Raw genomic sequence first — 22841 nt, forward strand, 5'->3', positions numbered from 1 at the left:
TTTTTCTTCGGTCGCCATGTCAGGCCTGCCCCTCATTCCCCAGTGGACGGTTCGTGCCCGTCATGACATCCCCAGCTCGTTGTCGATGAATTCGAGGAGTTCGTCCGCGCTCGCGTCGCTCAGCTGCTGCGCGGCGGTCACCTTCGGCTCGGCGGCGCGGCGGTCGTTCCAGCGCGCCAGCACCGCCTGCAGCCGGGCGGCGACCGCGCCGTGCAGATCGTCCACTCCGGACGGAACGCCGGCGGTGGCCAACGCCGTCTCCAGGCGTTCCAACTCGTCCAGCAGCGACGAACCGGCGTCCGGGGCCAGCCCGGCCAGCAGGTGCGCGGCCAGCGCCGACGGCGTCGGGTAGTCGAAGACCAGCGTCGCCGGCAGCCGCAGCCCGGACGCGGTGGCGAGCCGGTCGCGCAGTTCGACCGCGGTCAGCGAGTCGAACCCGAGCTCGCGGAACGCCCGGTTCGGGCCGACCTGCTCGACGCCGTCGGCGTGGCCCAGCACGGCCGCGGCCTCCCGCCGGATCGCCCCGGTGAGCGCGTCCTGCCGCTCGGACGCCGGAGCGTCGGCGAGCAGCCGGCTGAAAGCGGTTTCGCCGACGGCGACCGGTTCTTCCGCCGGGGCCACGGCTTTCGCCGCCTCCGGCACGCCGGTCAGCAGCGGCCGCGCCCGGCTCACCGAGAACGCCGGGGCGAACCGCGCCCAGTCGACGTCGGCGACGGTCAACTGCGGGTCGCCGTCCGCGAGAGCCTGGCCGAGCGCGGTGATCGCCGCGTCCGGCGCGATCGCGGGCAGGCCACGACGGCGCAAGTGCTCTTCGGGTGCGCCCTGCGCCATGCCGCCGTCGGCCCACGGACCCCACGAGACCGCGGTCGCCGCCAGGCCCCGGGCGTGCCGGGACACGGCGAGCGCGTCGAGGCTCGCGTTGGCCGCCGCGTAGGCCGGCTGGCCGCCGCTGCCCCAGATCCCGGAGATCGAGGAGAACAGCACGAACGCGTCGAGCGGGGTGTCGCCGAGCAGCTCGTCCAGGTGCCGCGCGCCGGCCACCTTCCCGGCCAGGACCTGCGCGAACAGCGCCGGTGTGACTTCGGGCAGCGGCACCGGGACGTCCAGTCCGGCGGCGTGCACGACGGCGTTGGGTGGGTACTCGGCGACCAGCTTCGCCACGGCGTCGCGGTCGGCGACGTCGCAGGCGACCACGCTCACCCGGGCACCCAGCTCGGTGAGCCCGGCGGTCAGTTCGGCGGCGCCGGGCGCGTCCGCGCCCCGGCGGCTGGTCAGGACCAGGTGCTCGGCGCCGCTCTTCGCCAGCCACAGCGCGACCCGGGCACCGAGGGCGCCGGTGCCGCCGGTGACGAGCACCGTGCCACGCGGGGTCCAGGTGCCGGTGCCGGTGCGCGGCCGCCGTTCCAGCCGGCGGGCCAGCGTCCCGGACGGCCGGATCACGACCTGGTCCTCCCCGTCTCGATTGCCTGCGAGCACCGCGGCCAGGCGGGTCGCGGCGCGCTCGTCGAACCGCTCGGGGATATCGACCAGACCGCCCCAGCGCTGCGGGTACTCCAGCGCGACGACCCGGCCGAGGCCCCAGACCTGCGCCGGTTCCGGCCGGTCGACGCCGTCGCGGGTGACGATCCACAAAGGAGCGACGAGCCCGATCTCCTCCAGCGCCTGGACGAGAGTGACCGTGCCGGCCACCGCCGTGGGCAGCACCGGGTGCTCCGGGTGCGCGCCCCCGGCGGTGCCGAGCAGCGAAAGCACGCCCGCGAACTCGTGCCCGGCGGTGGCGAGCAGCAGCTGGTCCGCGAACGCCGCGTGCGGGTCGACGTCGATGCCGACGACCTTCGCGCCGTGCGTTTCCAGCGCGTCGGCGATCGAAGCGGTGCGCTCGTCGCCGGGCACGCCGACGACCAGCCACGTCCCCTTGAGCATCGGCGAGGCGCTGGTCTCGAACGGGACCCAGCGGACGCCGTAGCGCCAGGAGTCCACGATGGACTGTTCCCGGCGGCCTTCGTGCCACTCGGTCAACGCGGGCAGCGCTTCCTGCAGTGCGTCTGCGGGGAACCCCGGCAGTGTCGACAAGTCACCCTGGCGCACGGCCGTCCAGAACTCGTCGTCGCCCGCGGAAGCCTTTTCCGGAACGGGCGCGGCCGTGGGCCAGAAGCGGGCGTGCTGGAACGGGTAGGTCGGGAGGTCGACCCGGCGCGGCGTGGTGCCGGCGAAGACGACGTCCCAGTCCGGGGCGAACCCGCGGACGTAGAGCCTGGCCAGGGCGGCGGCGAACGCGTCGGCCTCGGGCCGGTCGCCGCGCAGGGCCGGCGTCACGACCGGGTCCTCGGTCACGCCGGTGAACGACTCGGCGGCCATCGCGCTGAGCACGCCGTCCGGGCCGATCTCGGCGAACGTCGTCGCGCCGGCCGCCTCCAGAGCGCGGACCGCGTCCGCGAAACGCACCGCCTCGCGGACCTGGCCGACCCAGTAGTCCGCGCCGAGCTCGGTCGCCGGCTCACCGGTCACTGTGGACACCAGCGGGATCCGCGGCGACGCGTAGGTGACGCGTTCGGCGACGGCCCGGAACTCCGCCAGCATCGGGTCCATCCGCGGCGAGTGGAACGCGTGGCTGACAGTGAGCCGCCGGGTCTTGCGCCCGGTGGCCCCGAATCCGGCGGCCAGATCCAGTACAGCCTGCTCGTCGCCGGACACGACCGTCGCTTGTGGACCGTTGACCGCGGCGATCGCCACGCCGTCGGTGAGCAGCGGCACGACCTCGTCCTCGCTCGCCTGGATCGCGACCATCGCACCGCCGGACGGCAGGGCCTGCATCAGCCGGCCGCGGGCCGCCACCAGCGCGGCCGCGTCGGCCAGGTCGAACACCCCGGCGACGTGCGCGGCAGCCAGTTCGCCGATGGAGTGCCCGGCGACGAAGCCGGGCGTCACGCCGAGGCTCTCGAGCAGCCGGAACAGCGCGACTTCGAGGGCGAACAGCGCGGGCTGGGTGTAGCCGGTGTGGTCGAGCAGCGCCGCGTCGTCCGAGCCGGGCGCGGCGAACACGACCGTCCGCAGTGGACGGTCCAAGTGCTGGTCGAGGTGAGCGCAGACGGCGTCGAACGCGGTCGCGAACGCCGGGTGTGCCGCGTACAGCTCCCGGCCCATCCCGGCACGCTGCGCGCCCTGCCCGGTGAACAGGAACGCCAGCGCCCCGTTGCCGACCGTGCCCTCGACCAGGCCGGGTGCGGCGGCACCGGCGGCGAGCGCGGCCAGCGCCGCGAGCCGCGTCTCCTGGTCCGGTGCGACGATCATCGCGCGGTGCTCGTGCGCGCCGCGCCGGGTGGCGAGAGCGTGCGCGAGGTCCAGCGGATCGACGTCGGCGGCCAGTTCGGCAGCCCTGGCCCGCAGCGCCGGGGCACTGCGCGCGGACAGCACCCAGGGCAGGAGCGCCGGCCGTGTCTCCGAGGCAGTGGCCTCCTGCGTTTCGGGGGCTTGTTCGAGGATGACGTGAGCGTTTGTGCCGCTCATGCCGAACGACGAGACGCCGGCGCGCCGCGGACGTCCCACCTCGGGCCACTCGCGTGCCTCGGTCAGCAGCTCGACGGAACCGGCATTCCAGTCCACTTGGGACGACGGCGCGTCGACGTGCAGCGTCTTCGGCAGGAGACCGTGCTGCATCGCCTGAACCATCTTGATGATCCCGCCGACACCCGCCGCCGCTTGCGTGTGCCCGATGTTGGACTTCAACGACCCCAGCAGCAACGGCGTCTCGCGGTCCTGGCCATAAGTCGCCAGCAGTGCCTGGGCCTCGATCGGGTCGCCCAGGGTGGTTCCGGTGCCATGACCCTCGACGGCGTCGACGTCCGAAGTGGACAGGCTCGCGCCGGCCAGCGCCTGGCGGATCACGCGCTGCTGCGCGGGACCGTTGGGTGCGGTCAAGCCGTTGGACGCGCCGTCCTGGTTGATCGCACTCCCCCGCACGATCGCCAGGACCGGGTGGCCATTGCGTTGCGCGTCCGACAACCGCTCCAGCAGGAGCATGCCGACGCCTTCACCCCAGCCCGTGCCGTCGGCGGCGTCGGCGAAGGCCTTGCAGCGACCGTCCGCCGACAGCGCGCGCTGGCGGGAGAACTCGATGAACGTGCCCGGGGTCGCCATGACCAGGACACCGCCGGCCAGTGCGAGTTCACACTCGCCCTGCCGCAGCGCCTGGGCCGCGAGGTGCACCGCGACCAGCGACGACGAGCACGCCGTGTCGACCGTCAGCGCCGGGCCTTCCAGGCCGAACGTGTAGGACAGCCGCCCGGAGACGACGCTCGCCGCGTTGCTGGTGGCGACGTACCCCTCGGTGTTCTCCGCCGCGCCGAACAGCAGCGCCGCGTAGTCCTGGCTGTTGGTGCCGGCGAACACGCCGGTCCGGCTGCCGCGGAACGCCTCGGGCGGAATGCCTGCGCGCTCGAACGCCTCCCACGACGTCTCCAGCAGCAACCGCTGCTGCGGGTCCATCGCCAGGGCCTCGCGCGGGCTGATACCGAAGAACGCCGGATCGAAGTCCGCCGCGCCGTCCAGGAAGCCGCCTTCCTTGGCGTAGCTCGTTCCGGGCGCTTCCTGGCTCGGGTCGTACAGCGTGCCGAGGTCCCAGCCGCGGTCGGCGGGGAACTCGGAGACGGCGTCGATGCCGTCGGCGACCAGGTGCCACAGGTCTTCCGGCGACCGCACGCCGCCGGGGTAACGGCAGCTCATCGCCACGATGGCGATCGGGTCGTCGTCCACTGTGGACATGGTCTCCACGACGGTGGTCGCCGTGTCGCCGACCAGATCCGCCCGCAGGCTCGCGGCCAGCGCGGTGGAGTTCGGGTGGTCGAAGACGAGAGTCGCGGGCAGCCGGACACCGGTCGCGGTCGCGAGCCGGTTGCGGAGCTCGACGGCGGTGAGCGAGTCGAAGCCCAGGTCTTTGAACGCCCGGCCGGGCTCGATCGCTGCGGCGCCGTCGTGGCCCAGCACCGCGGCCGCCTCGGCCCGGACCAGTGCAACCAGCGTCCGGTCCTGCTCGGCGCGGCCCATACCGGCCAGCCGGGTGCGGAACGTGTCGTCGCCGGGCACCGGCCCGGCCTCGGCCGCGGCGAGGGCGGCCCGGGCCTCGGGCACGCCGTCGAGCAGCGGACGCGGGCGGACCGAGGCGAACGACGGCGCGAACCGCGTCCAGTCCACATCGGCCACGACCACGGCCGGATCCTGGTTCACTGCCTGGGCGAGCGCGGCGATCGCCGTCTCCGGCCGCATCGGCGTGACACCGCGGCGGCGCAGGTGGGCCGTCGCGTCACCGCGCGAGGCCATGCCACCGCCGGCCCACGGTCCCCAGGCGACGGCCGTGGCCGGCAGCCCGCGGTCGCGGCGTGACTGGGCGAGCGCGTCGAGGTAGGCGTTGGCGGCCGAGTAGGCGGCCTGCCCACCCGCGCCCCACACGCCGGAGATCGAGGAGAAGAGGACGAACGCGTCCACGTCGCCGGCGAGACTGTCCAGGTGGGCCGCTCCGAGAACCTTTGCGGACAGCACGTCAGCGAACGCCTCGGTGTCCACAGTGGTCAGATCGGTCGGCAAGTCGACACCCGCGGTGTGCACCACGGCGTCTACCGGGTGCTCGGCCAGCAGGGTCTCCACGGCGTCGCGGTCGGCGACGTCGCAGGCGGCGATCACGACGTCCACACCGGACTCGGCGAGTTCGTCGCGCAGCTGCGCGGCTCCGGGTGCGTCGAGGCCGCGGCGGCTGGTCAGCACCAGCCGCTCGGCGCCGTTCTTGGCGGCCCAGCGGGCGACTTCCGCGCCCAGGGCCCCGGTACCGCCGGTGACCAGGACGGTCCCGCGAGGCGTCCACGACGTTGTGGCCGTCGGTCGCGGAGCCCGGACGAGACGGCGCACGTAGACGCCGGAGCCGCGGACGGCGACCTGGTCCTCGCCGCCGTTGCTGCCGGTCTCGCCGTTGCGGCCATTGCCGCTGGTGCCGCCACCGCCGCCATTGCTGCCAGCGCCGGAGATGCCGCCGGTGCCGCGGTTGCCAGCGCCGGAGATGCCGTCGGTGCCGCGGTTGCCAGCGGCACCGACGGTACCAGCGAAGCCGCTGGCGAGGACCCCGGCGAGGCGGGCGCCGGCCCGCTCGTCGAAGTCCTCGGGCAGGTCGATCAGCCCGCCCCAGCGCTGGGGCAGTTCGAGCGCGGCGACGCGGCCGAGGCCCCAAACCATCGCCTGGGCCGCGTTGCGCAGCCGATCGGCCCGGCCGGTCGACACGGCGCCGCTGGTCAGCACCCACAGCGGGGCGTCGACGCCGGCCTGGACCGCCGTCAGGGCGGCCTTCAGGCTGCCCGGCATCGCGAGGTCGCTGTCGTCCTCGGTGAGCACCGCGAGCACGCCCGCCACCTCGCCGACGCCGGCGAGCTGCGCGGCGAGGGTCTCGTCCAGGGTGATCCGGACGACGTCCGCACCGGCCCTGGTCACGGCGTCGGACACGGCGGCGCCGCCGTCGGAGACCAGCCAGGTGCCGGACAGTGTGGGTTCGCCGAGGTCCGTCCAGGGCTGCCAAGTCGCCCGGTACCGCCAGCCGTCCACTGTGGATTCGGTGTGCTGCTGCCGGCGCCAGGCCGACAGGGCGGGCAGGACCTCGCTGAACGGCTCGTCGCCGGTGAGCGCGAGGGTGCCGGTGAGGCGGCCGAGATCGGCGTTCTCCACCGCGGTCCAGAACTCGCGCTCGGCTTCGGTCCCGGCCACAGGCTCGGCCGACGCCGCGGCCTCGGGCCAGAACCGACGGCGCCGGAACGCGTAGGTCGGCAGATCGACGTGGCCACCACGGCCCCCGGCCACCGCCGCCCAGTCCGGCGAAACGCCGTGGACGTGCGCAGTGGCGACGGCCGCGACGAGCGCGTCCTCCTCGGGACGGTCACCCCGCAGCGCCGAGGCGAACACCCCGCCGGCCACGCAGTCCTGGGCGAGTGCGGTCAGCACGCCGTCCGGGCCCAGCTCGAGGTAGGTCGTGACCCCGGCCGCTTCCAACGTCTGCATGCCATCGACGAATCGCACGGCCTCGCGCACGTGGCGCACCCAGTAGTCCGCGTCGAACTCGGTGATCAGCTCACCGGTGACGTTGGAGACGATCGGTATAACCGTCTTACCGTAAGACAGAGACTCCGTAATACCGCGGAACTCGGCCAGCATCGGGTCCATCAGCGGCGAGTGGAACGCGTGGCTGACGGCGAGGCGCTTGGTCTTGCGGTCCGCGAAGTGCACCGCGACCGCCAACACCGCGTCCTCGTCGCCGGAGATCACCGTCGAGGTCGGGCCGTTCAGAGCGGCGATGGTCACACGGTCAGACAGATATACCGAAACCTCGTCCTCGGTCGCCTGGAGCGCGACCATCGCGCCACCGGACGGCAGGGCCTGCATCAGGCGGCCCCGCGCGGCGACCAGCGTCACCGCGTCGGCCAGGGACAGCACACCAGAGACGTGGGCTGCGGCCAGCTCGCCGATCGAGTGGCCCACCAGGAAGTCCGGTCGCAGGCCCCAGTGCTCCAGCAACCGGAACAGGGCGACCTCGATCGCGAACAGCGCGGCCTGGGTGTAGGCGGTCTGGTCGAGCAGAGCGGAGTCCTCGAAGACGACTGTCCGGAGTGGACGGTCCAGGTGGGTGTCGAACTCCGCGCAGACCGCGTCCAGGGCGTCGGCGAAGACCGGGTAGGCCGCGTACAGCTCACGGCCCATCCCGACGCGCTGACTCCCCTGGCCGGTGAACAGGAACGCCAGCCGGCCACCGGACGCCGTGCCGGTGACGGCTCCGGCTTCACCGCGGCCGAGGGCACCGAGGGCAGCCCGCAGTTCGTCGCGGCCGGTGGCCAGGAGCGCGGCGCGGGCGGGCAGCGCGGCCCGGGTGGTCGCCGACGCGACGGCCAGCTCGGCCGGCGTCACGTGCGGAGCGGCGTCCCAGTGCGCGAGCAACTGTCGGGCCTGCGCCCGGACGGCTTCGGCGTCGGTGCCCGACACCAGCAGCGGCACCCGGCCGACCGGCTGGGCGTCCGTCGTGAGGTTCGGCGCCTGAGTGGAGTCCGGCGCCTGCTCGATGACGGCGTGCGCGTTGGTCCCGCTCATCCCGAACGACGACACCGCAGCTCGCCGCGGCCGGTCCACCGACGGCCAGTCGTGCGCCTCGGTCAGCAGCGACACCGCGCCCGCGGTCCAGTCGACGTGCGGGGACGGCTCGTCGACGTGCAGCGTCTTCGGCAACACGCCGTGGCGCATCGCCTGGACCATCTTGATGATCCCGCCGACACCCGCGGCCGCCTGGGTGTGGCCGATGTTCGACTTCAGCGACCCCAGGAACAAGGGCTCGGACCGGTCCTGGCCATAGGTGGCCAGCAGTGCCTGGGCCTCGATCGGGTCGCCGAGCACTGTGCCGGTACCGTGCGCCTCGACCGCGTCGACGTCCGAAGCAGCCAGACCGGCGTTGGCCAGTGCCTGCCGGATGACGCGCTGCTGGGCGGGGCCGCTGGGGGCGGTGAGGCCGTTGGACGCGCCGTCCTGGTTGATCGCCGTCCCGCGCACCAGCGCGAGCACCGGGTGGCCGTGGCGGCGCGCGTCGGACAGCCGCTCCAGCAGCAGCATGCCGGCGCCCTCGCCCCAGCCCGTGCCGTCGGCGGCCGCGGCGAACGCCTTGCAGCGGCCGTCCGGCGCGAGGCCCCGCTGCCGCGAGAACTCGACGAACGTGCCCGGGGTCGCCATCACCAGCGCGCCGCCGGCCAGGGCCAGCGAGCACTCGCCGTTGCGCAGGGCCTGCGCCGCGAGGTGCAGCGCGACCAGCGAAGACGAGCACGCGGTGTCCACCGTGACGGCCGGGCCTTCGAGCCCGAAGGTGTAGGCGAGCCGGCCGGAGACGACGCTGGCGGAGTTGCCGGTCGCGACGTGTCCCTCGGCGCCCTGCGGCGCGGCCATCAGCAGCGCCGCGTAGTCCTGGCTGTTGGTGCCGGCGAAGACGCCGACCTCGGTGCCGCGCACCGCCTTCGGGTCGATGCCGGCGCGTTCGAACGCCTCCCAGGTGATCTCGAGCAGGAGCCGCTGCTGCGGGTCCATGCCGAGCGCTTCGCGCGGCGAGATGCCGAAGAAGTCGGCGTCGAACTCGGCCACGTCGTGCAGGAAGCCGCCTTCGCGGGCGTAGGACGTGCCTTCGCTCTCGGGGTCCGGGTCGTACAGCGCGTCGAGGTTCCAGCCGCGGTCGCCGGGCATTTCGGACACCGCGTCGCGGCCGTCGGCCACCAGCCGCCAGAGGTCCTCCGGCGAGCGGACGCCCCCGGGGTACCGGCAGCTCATGGCCACGATCGCGATCGGGTCGTCGGCGTCGCGCACGGTGCTGACCGCGGTCCGCGCGACGGCCTCGCCGCCGAGCAGCAGCGTGGCGAGGTGCGTGGCCAGGACGGCCGGCGTCGGGTGGTCGAACACCAGCGTCGCGGGCAGGCGCAGGCCGGTCGCGGTGCCCAGGGCGTTGCGCAGCTCGACCGCGGTGAGTGAGTCGAAACCCAGCTCACGGAAAGCTTTCGCGGGCTCGACCTCGGCGACGCCGGCGTGGCCGAGAACGGCGGCCGCGTGCGTGCGCACCAGGTCCAGCAGCACCCGCTCGCGCTCGGCGTCGGCCAGCCCGGTCAGCTGCCGGGCGAACTCGGACGTCTCGGCGGTCTCTTCGTCGCCGGCCAGTGCGGCGGCGACCTCGGGGATGGTGTCGAGCAGCGGACGCGGGCGGCCCGCGGCGAACGACGGCGCGAACCGCGCCCAGTCGACGTCGGCCACGACCAGCGCGGTTTCGCCGGCGCCGACGGCCTGGGCGAGCGCGCGAACCGCGAGCGTCGCTGACATCGGCTCGAGGCCGCGGCGGCGCAGCTGGTCGGCGGCGTCGCCGCGCGAGGCCATGCCGCCGCCGTCCCACGGGCCCCACGCGACGGCGGTCGCGGTCAAGCCGCGGTCGCGGCGGGACTGCGCCAGCGCGTCGAGGTAGGCGTTGGCGGCGGAGTACGCGCCCTGGCCGCCGGATCCCCAGGTCCCGGAGATCGAGGCGAAGAGGACGAACGCGTCGAGCGCGGTCTCGCCGAGCACGGCGTCGAGGTTCGCCGCGCCCGCGACCTTGGCCGCCAAGACGTCGGCGAACTCGGCCGCGTCGCCGTCGGCCAGGGGCGTCGGGCGGTCGACGCCGGCGGCGTGCACCACGGCGTCCACGGGGTGTTCGGCGATCAGAGCGGCGACGGCGTCGCGGTCGGTGACGTCACAGGCGGCGATCACGACGTCGACGCCGAGTTCGTCTCGCAAGGCTTCGGCACCTGGCGCGGCGAGCCCGGAACGGCTGGTCAGGACGAGCCGCTCGGCGCCGTTTTCCGCGGCCCAGCGGGCGACCTGCGCGCCCAGGGCGCCAGTGCCGCCGGTGACGAGCACAGTGCCCCGCGGCGTCCAGACGTCCTTTATGGACTTGTCGGCGCGGACGAGACGGCGGACGTGGACACCCGAGCCGCGGACGGCGACCTGGTCCTCGGGGCCGGTGAGCACCCCGGCGAGGCGGGCGCCTGCTCGCTCGTCGAGCACCTCAGGCAGGTCGACGAGGCCACCCCAGCGCTGCGGCAGTTCGAGGCCGGCCACCCGGCCCAGGCCCCACGCGGCGGCCTGGCCGGCGGCGCGGACGCGGTCGGCGCGTCCGGTGGAGACGGCGCCTTCCGTCGCCACCCACAGCGGCGCGGCGACGTCGGCGTCACCCAGCGCCCGCAGCACGTCGAGCAGCTGCGCGGACGCGGTGGCCGGGTCGTCGGCCGTGACCAGCGAAAGCACGCCGGCGATCTCGCGTTCCCAGACGGCGCCGGCGATCTCGACGGCCAGGGTTTCGCGGGCCGCGGGCTCGACGACGACGGTCTCCGCGCCGTAGCGGGTCAGCACCCCGGACAGGGGGTGGCCGGCGGGGGCGAGCAGCAGCCAGGTGCCGGACAGCACCGGCGCGGGCAGATCGGTCAGCGGCTGCCAGGTGATCCGGTACCGCCAGGAGTCCACTGTGGACTTCTCCTGGCCGGACCGGCGCCAGTTCGCCAGTGCGGGCAGCAGGGTCTCGGCGTCGCGCTCGGTAATGGCGAGGGTCGTGGCGAGCGCGGTGGCGTCGTCAGCCTCGACGACGGTCCAGAACTCGGCATCGTCCGAAGAGGTCTCGAACCCATTGGGCAGCTCGACTTCCGGCCAATAGCGGCGGTTCTGGAAGGCGTAGGTGGGCAGGTCGATCCGACGGGCGCCGGTCAAGACGGTGGCCCAGTCCGGGACGTGGCCGCGGACGTGCGCCTGGCCGAGAGCGTGGGCGAACGCCTGCTCCTCGGACCGGCCACTCCGCAGCACGGGCGCGAAGACGGCGTCGGCGACACAGTCCTGCCCCATCGCAGAGAGCACGCCGTCCGGGCCCAGCTCCAGGAACGTGGTGACACCGCGACCAGCCAAGGTCTGCATGCCGTCGGCGAACCTCACGGCCTCACGCACATGCCGGACCCAGTAGTCCGCGTCGAACTCGGTCATCAGTTCGCCGGTGACGTTGGAGACGATCGGTATAACCGACTGACCGTATGACAGAGACTCAGCTATACCGCGGAACTCCGCCAGCATTGGATCCATCAACGGCGAGTGGAACGCGTGGCTCACGGTGAGCCGCTTGGTCTTGCGGTCGGCGAAGTGCTCCGCGACCGCCAGGACGGCGTCCTCGTCGCCGGAGATCACGGTCGAGGCCGGGCCGTTGATCGCGGCGATGGTCACACGGTCTGACAGATATACCGAAACCTCGGCCTCCGTCGCCTGGATCGCGACCATCGCGCCACCGGTCGGCAGCGCCTGCATGAGGCGACCCCGCGCGGCGACCAGCGTCACGGCGTCCGCCAGCGACAGGACCCCGGCGACGTGCGCCGCGGCCAGTTCGCCGACCGAGTGGCCCGCGAGGAAGCCGGGCCGGAGGCCGTAGTGCTCCACCAGCCGGAACAGGGCGACCTCGAGTGCGAACAGCGCGGCCTGGGTGTACGCCGTCTGGTCCAGCAGCTCGGAGGCCTCGAAGAGGACAGTCCGCAGTGGACGGTCCAGGTGCGTGTCGAACTCCGCGCACACCGCGTCCAGCGTGTCCGCGAAAACCGGGTGCGTCGAGTACAGCTCACGGCCCATCCCGGCCCGCTGGCTGCCCTGGCCGGTGAACAGGAACGCCAGCCGGCCTTCCCCCGCGACGCCGGTGAGGGCCGACGGTTCGCCCGCGGCCAGAGCCGCGAGCCCGGCCAGCAGCGTCTCGCGATCGGCGCCGAGCACGGCCGCGCGGTGCGGCTGCCGCGACCGGGTCGTGGCCAGCGAATACGCGACGTCCGCGGGCTCCCAGCCATCGGTGTCCAGGTGCGTCAGCAGCCGGGCGGCCTGCTCGCGCAGGGCTTCGGCGGTGTGCGCGGACAGCGTCCACGGCGCCACCGGCACCGCGACGGCGGGCGCCTGGTCGGCGGGCGGCGCCTCTTCCAGCACCACGTGTGCGTTCGTGCCGCTCATGCCGAACGACGACACGGCGGCGCGCCGCGCACGACTCACCTCGGGCCACGGGCGGGCCTCGGTGACCAGCTCGACCGCACCCGCGGTCCAGTCCACTTGGGACGACGGCGCGTCGACGTGCAGCGTCTTCGGCACGGTGCCGTGCTGCATCGCCAGGATCATCTTCATCATCCCGGCGACGCCGGCGGCGGCCTGCGTGTGCCCGATGTTGGACTTCAGCGAGCCCAGCAGCAGCGGCTCGCCGTCGCGGTCACGACCGTAGGTGGCGAGCACGGCCTGCGCTTCGATCGGGTCGCCCAGGGTGGTGCCGGTGCCGTGCGCTTCGACGACGTCGACGTCCGAAGTGGACAGTCCGGCCGCGGCGAGGGCCTGGCGGATCACGCGTTGCTGCGCCGGGCCGTTCGGCGCGGTGAGGCCGTTGGACGCGCCGTCGGAGTTGATCGCCGAGCCTCGCAGGACCGCGAGAACCGGGTGCCCGTTGCGACGGGCGTCGGAAAGCCTTTCCAGCACCAGCATCCCGGCACCTTCGCCCCAGCCGGTGCCGTCGGCCGCGTCGGCGAACGCCTTGCAACGGCCGTCCGCGGCGAGGCCGCGCTGGCGCGAGAACTCGATGAACGTGCCGGGCGTGGCCATCACCAGCGCCCCGCCGGCCAGCGCCAGCGAGCACTCGCCGGCCCGCAGCGCCTGCGCGGCCCAGTGCACCGCGACCAGCGAAGACGAGCACGCGGTGTCGATCGTCGCGGCCGGGCCCTCCAGCCCGAAGGTGTAGGCGAGCCGACCGGACACGACGCTCGCGGCGTTGCCGGTGGCGACGTACCCCTCGGCGTCCTGCCGCGCGACCATCAGCAAGGTCGCGTAGTCCTGGCTGTTAGAGCCGACAAACACCCCGGTCCGGCTTCCCCGCAGGGACTCCGCCGGGATGCCGGCCCGTTCGAACGCCTCCCACGACGTCTCCAGCAGCAGCCGCTGCTGCGGGTCCATCGAAAGCGCTTCACGCGGGCTGATACCGAAGAACGCCGGGTCGAAGTCGCCCGCGTCGTGCAGGAAACCGCCGGTACGGGCGTAGGACGTGCCGGGGTGCGCCGGGTCCGGGTGGTAGAGCGCGCCGAGGTCCCAGCCGCGGTCGGCGGGGAACTCGGTCACCGCGTCGCCGCCGGAGACGACCAGGTCCCAGAGGTCTTCCGGGCTGCGCACGCCGCCGGGCAGGCGGCAGCTCATCGCGACGACGACGATCGGGTCGTCACCGGTCACCACCGCGACCGGCGTCTCGGGTCCATTGTGGACGGCGCCGAACAGCTCCGCGTCGAGCTGCCGGGCGAGCGCCTCGGGGTTCGGGTGGTCGAAGGCGAGCGACGCGGGCAGCGCGAGCCCGGTCGCCGCGGTGAGGCGGTTGCGCAGGTCGACGGCGGTCAGCGAGTCGAACCCGAGGTCGCGGAACGCGCGGGCCGCCGGCACCGCGGCGGTGGCGTCCGGGCCGGAGTGTCCGAGCGCGAGCGCGGCCTCCGCGCGAACGACGTCGAGCAGAGCGCGCTCGCGTTCGGCGGGGGCGAGCGGCGCGAGGCGGGTGACGAGCGCGGGCCGGTCCCCGGTCGCCGGGATGGTGTCGAGCGCGCGGACTTCGGGCAGGTCGCCGATCAGCGGCCGCGGCCGGACCAGCTGGTAACCGGGAGCGAAGCGGGCCCAGTCGACGTCAGCGACGACGACAGCAGCATCGTTGCAGGTCAGCGCCGTGACGGCGAGTTCGGGTGCGAGCGCCGGCAGACCACGGCGACGCAGGTCGGCCTCGGCTTCGGCGCCGACCATGCCGCCCTCGGCCCACGGGCCCCAGGCGATCGCGGTCGCCGGGACGCCCCGGGCGCGCCGCTGCTCGGCGAGCGCGTCGAGGAAAGCGTTTGCAGCGGCGTAGGCGGCCTGGCCACCACTCCCCCACACTCCCGCGATCGACGAGAAGAGCACAAAGGCGTCGACGTCCCCGACGAGTTCGTCGAGGTTGGCCGCGCCGGCGACCTTGGCCTCGACGACGGCGGCGAGCCCGTCCCGCGTCAGGTCGGCGAGCCGCGCCGGGTCACCCGCGCCGGCCGCGTGCACGACGGCGTTCACCGGGTGCTCGGCCAGCAGCGCGGCGAGCGCGTCGCGGTCGGCGACGTCGCACGCCGCGACGACAACGTCCACACCGGACTCGGCGAGTGCGTCGCGCAGTTCGGCCGCGCCCGGCGCGTCCAGGCCGCGACGGCTGGTGAGCACCAGCCGGTCGACGCCCTCCGCGGCCAGGTAGCGGGCGACGTGGGCGCCGAGCGCGCCGGTGCCGCCGGTGACCAGCACGGTCCCGCGCGGCGTCCAGGCCGTGGTGGCGGGGGCGGCGTGCGTGAGGCGCCGGCCGAAGACGCCGGTGGCGCGGATCGCGACCTGGTCCTCGGTGCCGTCGGCCAGCACCCGGGCGAACCGGGTGGCGGCGCGCTCGTCCAGCGTGGTGTCCAGGTCGATCAGGCCACCGCCGTGCTGCGGGTACTCCAGGCCGACAACGCGGCCGAAACCCCAGGTCATCGCCTGGGTCGCGCTGCGCGGCCGGTCGGCGCGGCCGGTGCCGACGGCGCCCGAGGTGACCAGCCACAGCGGGGCGGCGACCTCGTGCGCGGCCAGGGTCTGGACCAGGTCCAGCGTCGCGGCGAGGCCGTCCCGCTCGTCCAGCGAGAGCAGGGAGACGACACCGGCGACCGGGCCGTCGAGCGCCGCCGGGGTCAGCGGCTCGACGTCGGCGCCGTGCGCGGTGAGGGCGGCGGTGACGCCGAGAGCGTCGGATCCGGCCAGCAGCCAGCGACCGGCCAGCTCCGGGGTCGTGTCCGACGGCACCGGCAGCCACTCGATCCGGTAGCGCCAGGAGTCCACAGTGGACTTGTCCTGGCCGCGGCGGCGGTAGCCGGCGAGCGCGGGCAGGACGTCGGCGAGCGAACCGGCGGGCAGGTTCAGGGTCGCGGCGAGCGCGTCCGCGTCGCCGGTTTCGACGGCCTGCCAGAACCCGGCGTCTTCGCTGCCCGAAACCTGGGCGGTGGCGGGCTCGGGCCAGAACGTCGTGTGCTCGAAGGGGTAGGTGGGCAGGTCGATCCGGCGGACGTCGGCGCCCGCGAACAGCCCGGCCCAGTCGATCTTCGCGCCGTGCGCGTACGCGGTGGCCAACGCGGTGGCGACGGCGTCGCGCTCCGGGCGGCCGGACCGCAGCAGCGGCGCGAAAGTGCCGTCGGCGACGCAGTCCTGGCCCATGGCGGACAGCACGCCGTCGGGGCCCAGCTCGAGGAACGTCGTGACGCCGTGGTCGGCCAGGGTGCGCATGCCGTCGGCGAACCGGACGGCGTCGCGGACGTGCCGGACCCAGTACTCCGGGTCGGTGACGTCACCGGCGACGATCGGGGTCCGCGGCGGGGCGAACGTCAGGGACCGGGCGACCGCACGGAACTCGTCGAGCATCGGGTCCATCAGCGGCGAGTGGAACGCGTGGCTCACCGTGAGCCGCTTGGTCTTGCGGTCCGCGAACTGCGCGGCGACGGCCAGCACGGCGTCCTCGTCGCCGGAGACGACAGTCGCGTTCGGACCGTTGAGCGCGGCGATGCTCACGCGCTCGGTCAGGTGCGGGGTGACCTCGTCTTCGGTCGCCTGGATGGCGACCATTGCGCCACCCGATGGCAGCGCCTGCATCAGGCGGCCCCGGGCGGCGACCAGCGTCACCGCGTCAGCCAGCGACAGCACCCCGGCGACGTGGGCCGCGGCCAGCTCGCCGATCGAGTGCCCGGCCAGGAAGTCCGGCCGCAGGCCCCAGGACTCGACCAGCCGGAACAGTGCGACCTCGACCGCGAACAACGCGGCCTGGGTGTACGCGGTCTGGTCCAGCAAGGCGGAGTCTTCGACCAGGACCGTCCGCAGTGGACGGTCGAGGTGCGTGTCGAACTCCGCGCACACCGCGTCGAGCGCGTCGGCGAAGACCGGGTGGGTTGCGTACAGCTCACTGCCCATCCCGGCTCGCTGGCTGCCCTGGCCGGTGAACAGGAACGCCAGCCCGCCTCCGGCCTCACCGCGGACGAGAGCGGCGTCGGACCGGCCGTCGGCCAGTGCACGCAACGCGCGCTCGACGTCTTCGGCGGTCTCCCCGGTGACGACCGCGCGGTGGTCGAGCGCCGCCCGCGAGGTGGCCAGGGAGTAGGCGAGGTCGCCCAGGTCGACGTCCACAGTCAGCGCCGCCGCCTGCGCCCGCAGTGCCGCCGGCGTGCGCGCGGACAGCACGACCGGCGCCAGCGACGGGCGGGCGCCGCGTTCCGGAGCCGGGTCGGCCGAAGGGGCCTGCTCGATGATCGTGTGCGCGTTGGTCCCGCCGACTCCGAACGACGACACGCCGGCGCGGCGCGGACGTCCGGTCTCGGGCCAGGCCCGCGGCTCGGTCAGCAGCTCGACCGCACCGGACGTCCAGTCCACGTGCGGGGTCGGCTCGTCGACGTGCAGCGTGCGGGGCAAGAGGCCGTGCCGCATCGCGAGGACCGTCTTGATCACGCCGCCGACCCCGGCGGCGGCCTGGGTGTGCCCGATGTTCGACTTCAGCGAGCCCAGCCACAGCGGCTCGCCGTCGCGGTCGCGGCCGTAGGTGGCCAGCAGGGCCTGTGCCTCGATCGGGTCGCCGAGAACGGTGCCGGTGCCGTGCGCCTCCACGGTGTCCACATCGGACGTCGTGAGGCCGGCCGCGCCGAGCGCCTGGCGGATGACGTTCTGCTGGGCCGGGCCGTTGGGCGCGGTGAGGCCGTTGGACGTGCCGTCTGAGTTGACCGCGCTGCCCGCGACGAGCGCGAGGACCGGGTGGCCGTTGCGCTGCGCGTCGGAAAGCCTTTCCAGCAGCAGAAGCCCGGCGCCCTCGCCCCAGCCGGTGCCGTCGGCCGCGGCGGCGAAGGACTTGCAGCGGCCGTCGGCGGCCAGGCCGCGCTGACGGGAGAACTCGGCGAACGCGGTCGGCGTGGTCATCACCGTGACGCCGCCGGCCAGTGCCAGCTCGCACTCGCCGTTGCGCAGCGCCTGGGCGGCCAAGTGGAGCGCGACCAGCGACGACGAGCACGCCGTGTCGACAGTCAGCGCGGGGCCTTCGAGGCCGAACGTGTAGGCCAGCCGGCCGGACACGACGGCGGCGGCGTTGCCCGTGGCGAGGTAGCCCTCACCGGCGTTGCCGGAGCGCATCAGGAGGGCCGCGTAGTCCTGGCCGTTCGAGCCGACGAACACGCCGGACCGGCTGCCGCGCACCGAACGCGGGTCGATGCCCGCGCGCTCGAACGCCTCCCACGCGGTCTCCAGCAGCACACGCTGCTGCGGGTCCATGGCCAGCGCTTCGCGCGGCGAGATGCCGAAGAAGGCCGCGTCGAACCCGCCGACCGCGGGCAGGAAGCCGCCTTCGCGGGTGTAGCTGGTGCCCGGGTTGTCCGGGTCGGGGTCGTACAGCGCGTCGAGGTCCCAGCCGCGGTCGGCCGGGAACGGGCCGATGCCGTCGAGGCCACCTTCCACCAGGCGCCAGAGGTCCTCGGGCGAGGTGACGCCGCCGGGGTACCGGCAGCTCATCGCCACGATGGCGATCGGATCGTCCACAGTGGACGTGGTGACGATGGTCGCCACCGGCGCGTCGCCGATCAGCTCGGCGTGCAGGTGCGCGGCGAGCAGCTCCGGCGTCGGCCGGTCGAACACCAGCGACGCGGGCAGGTTCAGCCCGGTCTCGGTGGCCAGCAGATCACGCAGCTCGACGGCGGTGAGCGAGTCGAAACCGAGGTCGGCCAGCGGCCGGTCGTCGCGCACGTCGGCCACCGAGGTGAACCCGAGCACGGCGGCGACGCCGGCGCGGACGATCCCGGCGAGCACGCCGAGAGCGTCCTTTTCGGACGGTTGCGCGGCGAGCCGCGCACGCAGTTCGGCACCGGCCCCGGACTCGGTGCGGGCGGGCCCGCCGGTCAGCGCGGCGACCGCTTCGGGCAGCTCGGCGAGCAGCGGACGCGGGCGGGCCGCGGCGAACCCGGGCGCGAAGGACGCCCAGGTCACGTCGGCGACGGTCACCGTGGTCTCGTCACCGTCGAGCGCGCCGGCCAGCGCGGCGAGCGCCGGCTCGGCGGCCATCGGCGGCAGGCCGCGACGGCGCAGCTGCTGCTCACCGTCACCTTCGACCATGCCGCCCCCGGCCCACGGGCCCCAGGCGATGGCGGTCGCGGCCAGGCCACGCGAACGGCGTTGCTCGGCCAGGGCGTCCAGGTGGGCGTTGGCCGCCGCGTACGCGGCCTGCCCGCCACTCCCCCAGACCCCGGCGATCGAGGAGAACAGGACGAAGGCGTCGACGTCGCCGACGAGTTCGTCGAGGTTGGCCGCGCCGAGCACCTTGGCACGCAACAGTTCCGCGAACGCCGCAAGGGACGTCTCGTGCAGCGGCGCCGAGCCGGTTGCGCCGGCGGCGTGGAACACCGACGTCACCGGGTGTTCGGCGAGCAGCGCGGCCAGGGCGTCGCGGTCGGCGACGTCGCACGCCGCGACGACGACGTCCACGCCGAGCGCGGTGAGTTCGTCGCGCAGCTCGGCCGCGCCCGGCGCGTCCAGGCCGCGGCGGCCGGTCAGCACCAGGCGTTCCGCGCCGGTGGCGGCGAGGCGGCGGGCGACCTGCGCGCCGAGGGCGCCGGTGCCGCCGGTGATCAGGACGGTGCCGCGCGGGGCCCAGGAGCGCACCGGCGTCGCCGGGGCGCGGACCAGGCGGCGGGCGAACACGCCGCTGGCGCGCACGGCGACCTGGTCTTCGCTGGCGTCGGCGAGCACCGCGGCCAGCCGGGCGCCGGCGCGGGCGTCGAGTTCGGCCGGGAGGTCGACGAGCCCACCCCAGCGGCCGGGCTCCTCCAGGCCGAGCACCCGGCCGAGGCCCCAGATCTGCGCCTGTACCGGGACGACGGCCCGGTCGGCGCGGCCGGTGGCGACGGCGCCAGAGGTGGCGAGCCAGATCGGCGCGGTGACGCCGAGGGCCTGGATCAGCTCGATCGTGGCGGTCAGGCCCGTGGTCAGACCGAGGTGGGTGGGGTCGGGGGTCTCGTCGAGCGCCAGCAGGGAGAGCACACCGGCGAGCGGTTCATCGGCAAGGTCGCTGGCCAGATCGCTCGCGTCGGCGAGGTTGCCAGCCATGTCACCCGTACCGGCGAGGCCGCTCACACCGGTGAGGTTGCCGGGCAATTCACTCGCGTCGGCGATCCAGCGGACCCGCGCGCCGTGTGCGGCCAGGGCCTCGACGGCCGAGTCGGTGAGCGGACCGGGCGGGCCGACGACCAGCCAGGTACCGGACAGTTCGGCGGCCGCGGTCGGCTTGGGGGTCCAGGAGATCCGGTATCGCCAGCCGTCCACAGTGGATTCTTCGCGGCGGCGGTCGCGCCAGGAGGCCAGTGCGGGCAGGACCTCGCCCAGCGACGACGCCAGCTGCGCGTTGCCCGGGTCGATCGTGGCGGCGAGCGCGGCCGGGTCGCCGCTGTCGACGGCCTGCCAGAAGCCGGAGTCCTCGGCGGTGGTGGCCGGCGTGGAGGCGCTCGGCTCGATCCAGTAGTGCTCCCGCTGGAACGGGTAGGTCGGCAGCTCGACCCGCCGAGCACCCTCGAACAGCACCGGCCAGGTCACTGCGACGCCGTGCACGTGGACGGCGGCGAGCGCGGCCAGCGCCGAGGCCTGCTCGGGACGGCCGGCCCGCAGCACGGCGGCGAACACCGCGTCCGGGCCGGCGGACTCGCGGCCGAGCGCGGACAGCACACCGTCCGGACCCAGCTCGAGGAACGTCGTGACGCCCTTCGCGGTCAGCGTGCGCATGCCGTCGGCGAACCGGACGGCCTCACGCACGTGCCGCACCCAGTACTCCGGGTCGGCCAGCTCGGCCGCGGTGGCCGGGGCGCCGGTGACGTTGGAGACGATCGGTATAACCGGCTGACCGTAAGACAGAGACTCAGCTATACCGCGGAACTCGGCCAGCATCGGATCCATCAGCGGCGAGTGGAACGCGTGGCTCACCGTCAGCCGCTTGGTCTTGCGGCCCAGGTCGGTGAAGTGTGCCGCGACCGCCAGCATCGCGTCCTCGTCACCCGAGATGACCGTCGAGTCCGGACCGTTCACCGCCGCAACGGTCACACGGTCTGACAGATATACCGAAACCTCAGCCTCGGTCGCCTGCAGAGCCACCATCGCGCCACCCGAAGGGAGCGCCTGCATGAGCCGGCCGCGCGCGGCGACCAGCGTCACCGCGTCGGACAGAGACCAGACCCCGGCGACGTGTGCGGCGGCCAGCTCGCCGATCGAGTGACCGACCAGGAAGTCCGGCGTGACGCCGAAGTGCGCCAGCAGCCGGAACAGCGCCACTTCGAGGGTGAACAGCGCGGCCTGGGTGTACTCGGTCCGGTCGAGCAGACCGGTTTCGTCGAACAGGACTGTCTTGAGTGGATGGGCCAAGTGAGGCTCGAACGCGGCGCAGATCTCGTCGACCGCGGCCGCGAACTCCGGGAACGCGGCGTACAGCTCGCGTCCGGCGCCGGCCCGCTGGCTGCCCTGACCGGTGAACAGGAACGCCAGCCGGCCACGCACGGCCGTGACCCCGCGGACCAAGCCCGGCGCGGCGGTGTCGCCCGCCAGCGCGGCGAGGCCGGAGAGCAGCGCGTCGCGGTCGTCAGCGAGCAGGACGGCCCGGTGTTCCAGGGAAGAGCGACCGGCCGCGGCCGAGAACGCGACGTCAGGGAGCCCCAGCTCGGGGCGCGCGGTCAGGTGGGTGACGAAATCCCCGGCGAGTGCGCGCAGGGCCTCCGCGCTGCGGGCGGACACCAGCACCGGCAGCGGCGACGGCAGCGGGCGCGGCGGGATGACGACGACCTCGGCGTCCTCGGACTCCGAAGCGACCGGTGCGGGCGGCGCCTCTTCCAGGATCGCGTGCGCGTTGGTCCCACTGATCCCGAAACCGGAGACCGCGGCGCGGCGGGGACGTCCGGTCTCCGGCCAGTCGCGTTCCTCGGTGAGCAGCTCGACCGCACCCGAAGCCCAGTCGACGTGCGGGGTCGGCTCGTCGACGTGCAGGGTGCGCGGCATCTTCGCGTGCCGCAACGCCTCGACCAGCTTGATCACGCCGCCGACGCCGGCCGCGGCCTGGGCGTGGCCCAGGTTCGACTTCAGCGAGCCCAGCCACAGCGGCAGCCCCGGCTCGCGCTCCTGACCGTAGGTGGCGAGCAGCGCCTGCGCCTCGATCGGGTCACCCAGCTTCGTGCCGGTGCCGTGCGCTTCGAGCAGGTCGACGTGCGCGGCGGACAGCCGCGCGTTGGCCAGCGCCTGGCGGATGACCCGGCGCTGGGACGGGCCGTGCGGGGCGGTCAGGCCGTTGGACGCGCCGTCGGAGTTGACCGCGGTGCCGCGCACGACGGCGAGGACGTCGTGGCCGTTGCGGCGGGCATCGGAAAGCGTTTCCAGCAGCAGGACGCCGGCGCCCTCGGCCCAGCCGGTGCCGTCGGCCGCGGCGGCGAACGCCTTGCAGCGCCCGTCCGGAGAAAGCCCTTGCTGGCTGTCGAAGGCGACGAACGTGCCCTGGTGCGCCATCACGGTCACGCCGCCGGCCAATGCCATCGAGCACTCGCCGGTGCGCAGCGCGTGCACCGCCAAGTGCAGTGACACCAACGAAGACGAGCACGCAGTGTCCACAGTGACCGCCGGGCCCTCCAGCCCGAAGGTGTAGGCCAGCCGGCCGGAGACGACGCTGGTCGCGTTGCCGGTGAGCAGGTGCCCCGCGAGCCCCGCCAGCTCCGCGCCGCCGCCCGCGCCGTACTGCGAAGACGCCGCGCCGATGAAGACGCCGGTGTCCGAGCCGCGCACGGCGTCCGCCGGGATGCCCGCCCGCTCGAACACCTCCCAAGCGACCTCGAGCAGAACGCGCTGCTGCGGGTCGACGGCCAGCGCCTCGCGCGGGCTGATGCCGAAGAACCCGGCGTCGAACTTCGGTGCGTCGTAAAGGAATCCGCCCTGCGGAACCCGCCCGCCGGGACCGGGTTCGAGCTGCCAGCCGCGGTCGCCGGGGAAGTCCGAGATCGCGTCACCGCCGGTCGTGACCAGCTCCCACAGGTCCTCCGGGCTGCGCACCCCACCCGGGAAGCGGCAGCTCGACGCGACGATGGCGATCGGCTCGGTGTCCCGCTCCTCGACGTCGCGCAGCTGCCGGCGGGCAGTGCGCAGGTCAGCCGTGAGCCGCTTCAAGTACTCGAGGTACTTGCTTTCGTCAGGCATTCGAAGTCACCTCGGGG

1 protein-coding gene is annotated in these 22841 nt (G+C 74.1%); it reads right to left on the reverse strand.

The window, feature by feature from the left end; translation table 11 throughout:
* Positions 1–60 precede the first annotated feature (60 nt).
* Entirely contained in the window at positions 61–22824 is a 22764-nt protein-coding gene (locus OHS58_RS21490; protein ID WP_328649604.1) for a type I polyketide synthase, read from the reverse strand.
* Positions 22825–22841: the final 17 nt, after the last annotated feature.

It is taken from the genome of Amycolatopsis sp. NBC_00348, assembly GCF_036114655.1.
Lineage (GTDB): Bacteria > Actinomycetota > Actinomycetes > Mycobacteriales > Pseudonocardiaceae > Amycolatopsis.